Annotated in this window: 3 protein-coding genes; all 3 read right to left on the reverse strand. The window is 60.2% G+C overall.

Translation table 11 applies throughout. The features are described from left to right. A partial coding sequence (locus JWS10_RS05675; RefSeq protein ID WP_299505436.1) for an ABC transporter permease occupies positions 1 to 931 on the reverse strand: 931 nt, incomplete at its 3' end. A 79-nt stretch (positions 932 to 1,010) separates the two neighbouring features. Beyond that, complete coding sequence (locus JWS10_RS05680; RefSeq protein ID WP_299505438.1) at positions 1,011 to 1,955, reverse strand: sugar ABC transporter substrate-binding protein; 945 nt, start codon at positions 1,953 to 1,955, stop codon at positions 1,011 to 1,013. Positions 1,956 to 2,019: 64 nt separating this feature from the next. Then, positions 2,020 to 2,752: phytanoyl-CoA dioxygenase family protein (locus JWS10_RS05685; protein WP_299505440.1), on the reverse strand; the 733-nt coding region annotated here is incomplete at its 5' end.

Here is a 2,752-nt window from a genome sequence, read left to right on the forward strand (position 1 = left end):
CGGTCAGCAGCGCGCCACCGATAACGACGCAGATGATCGCCTCAAACTCTTTCAGCAGGCCACGGTCGGCTGCGGCAGAGCCAAACTCCATCACCTGACAGCTGGCGAAAACGCAGGCGCAGAAGGCGGAGAACATGAACATCTGGATTTTTACGCGGTTGACCGGAACGCCGACATAGCGCGCGGCTTGGGCATCGCCGCCAGCGGCATAAATCCAGTTGCCGAATTTGGTACGGGTCAGCAGCCAGTGGCCGAAGATCGCAAGCCCAATGGCCCAGATCACCAGCATCGGCACACCGTCAATCACCGGCTGGCCCGCGCGGTTGCCTTTGGTGAAGGTGGCGATCCAGCCCGCCTTGCCCATCCAACTGAACAGTCCGGTTAGAACTTTGCCGCCGAAAATCGCCGCCAGCCAATCGCCTTGGGCTTTCTCGGCAACGCCGCCAATGATGGTTTGACGGGTGAAATAGACCGAGCCCCAGATCGTGAGGCCGCGCAGGATGTAAAGGAAGGCGAGGGTGACGATGAAGGAGGGCAACCCGGTGCGGATCACCAGCCAGCCGTTGACCGCACCCAAGGCGATGCAAAACGCGAAGGTGGCAGTGATCGCGGCCCACATCGGCCAGCCCATTTGCACCGACAGGATGGCCATCATCACGCCCGCGAAACCGATCATCGAACCTACCGACAGATCGAACTCTCCGGCGATCATCAAAAGGCAGGCACCCACCGCGATGATCATGAATTGCGCGGAAACCACGGTCCAGTTCAGCACACCTTCGGCGGCGAACATGCCGCTGTCGCCTGCAATCGCACCGAACAGCATGAACACAAGGATGGTGCCGCAGATGCCGCCAAGCTCGGGTCGGATGAGGGCGCGGCGCAGCGGTGATACGCGTTTCATCCGCTCGTCTCGGGTGGTGTCGGTCATGGATATTGCTCCCCATCCACAGCAATTGCTTGGAGTGAGGCTTTAGGTTCCCCCCCAGCCTCACTCCGATGTCAGGCGATTAGCGGAATTCGCCAGCCAGCTTTTCAACCATTTCGATGTTGTCCTTGGTGACGAACCCCGGCCCGGTGAAGATCGAGTTTGACGGGGCAACGCCGTAGCGGACGTAGTTGGTCAGCACTTGGATCGGGATCGAGCCTTGCAGGAAGGGTTGTTGGTCAATCGCGAAGGCCACGGTGCCATCCTTGATGCCAGCCGAGATTTCGGCAGACAGATCGAAGGTGCCGAAGTAAATCTCGCCGTCGAGGCCCATGTCTTTGACGGCGCGAATTGACGGTTCAGCCGAGTTCGGGCCAAGCGTCAAAATGCCGTTGGTTTCGGGATTGGCGGTTAGGTAGGCTTTGACCTTGTTCTGCACTTCGGACGGGTCCATGCCGGAATCGATCATCTGGCTGCCCAATTCAACGCCGATGCCATCGGCATAGCCACGGCACCGCTCAACCGATTGCGGGTTGGTGATGTAATGGTTGACGCAGAGAAACGAGGTCACACCGGCTTCTTTGGCGCGCTTGCCCGCACCCAGACCGGCCTCATATTCCGGCTGGCCCACGTGCATCAGCGCGCCGAGTTTCTGGCTTTCCTCAACGGTGCCGGAGTTCACGGTGATCACCGGAATGCCTTTAGCGATAGCGTCTTTGATCGGGCCTTCCAGCACGTTGTAATCGGCGATGGTGACGATGATGCCGTCAACGCCTGCAGCCGAAGCTTGCTGAACCAGCCGCGCCATATCTGCCAGATCGCCCGTTGGCGGATTGCGGTATTCGGTGGTCACACCCATCTGCTCGCTGGTGATTTTGATGGCGTTCTTGATCACGTTGAACCAGCTGTCGCTATCGGGGCCGTGGCTGATCCAGACGAACTGCTCTCCTTCTGCATGTGCGGCACCGGTCATGGCAGAGGTTGCCATGGCCGCGCTGAGCAGCAGCGATTTTACGAATTTTTTCATTGACGTATTCCTCCCAGAATTAGCCTCCGTTGTCGTCCCGCCGGAAGCTTTTGCGGTAAGCGTTTCAGGCGCGGCGCTTGGCAGATTGTGCCAGAAGTGCAGCGTCTAGTGTAGATTGATCCCATCCAGCTTCGACCGCGCGTACCAGCAGGGCTTGCTGGGTCTCGGGGGCAAGTCCGCCGAGCGGCGGGTCGGTGTCGAGGTTGGTGGGAAATGGGTAGCCGTCGGCGGTGGCTGCGATGACGGCGGCACGTTCGGCGTGGGTTAGGGCTGCGAGATAAGGATAAACCGCGCGGACCATGGCGGTGCGGTCGATCTCCTCCATGTGGCGCGCGAAGGCGCTGGCGGTCTGGATCAGGTTGACCATGCGCACCACATCGGTGGTTTTGTTCTCGCCGCCCGCATGGAATAGCGCGGGGCTGAAGAAGATCGCATCGCCCTTGGCTAGGGGCAGTTGCACATGGTTGGCCTCAAAATAGGCGGCGAACTCGGGTTGGGTGGCGGCGATATAGCCGGGTTTGTAGCGTTGCGAATGTGGCAGTAGCTTGGTGGTGCCGCTTTCCTCGGTCATATCAACATGCGCCACGCCGCCTTGCAGGATCAGCGTGGGGCCAGTGAGGTGGATATGGTCGGGATATTCCGCCATCTGATCGGCTGACATGAAACCCAGATGGTAGTCGCGGTGCGGAGCCTGCGCTTTGCCGCCGGGACGGACTTGGTTGACTTGGGTGGCGAGCTGATAGCCGGGGCCAAGCCACGCGCGGCAAGCCAAGTCGATCACCGGGTTCGCCATGTAG

This window comes from Cypionkella sp., assembly GCF_028290025.1.
In the GTDB taxonomy this organism is placed as follows: domain Bacteria; phylum Pseudomonadota; class Alphaproteobacteria; order Rhodobacterales; family Rhodobacteraceae; genus Cypionkella.

Bases quoted from the DNA above. Each gene is read 5' to 3' on its own strand.
- JWS10_RS05680 (WP_299505438.1), bottom strand. From the start codon at position 1,955: ATGAAAAAATTCGTAAAATCGCTGCTGCTCAGCGCGGCCATGGCAACC.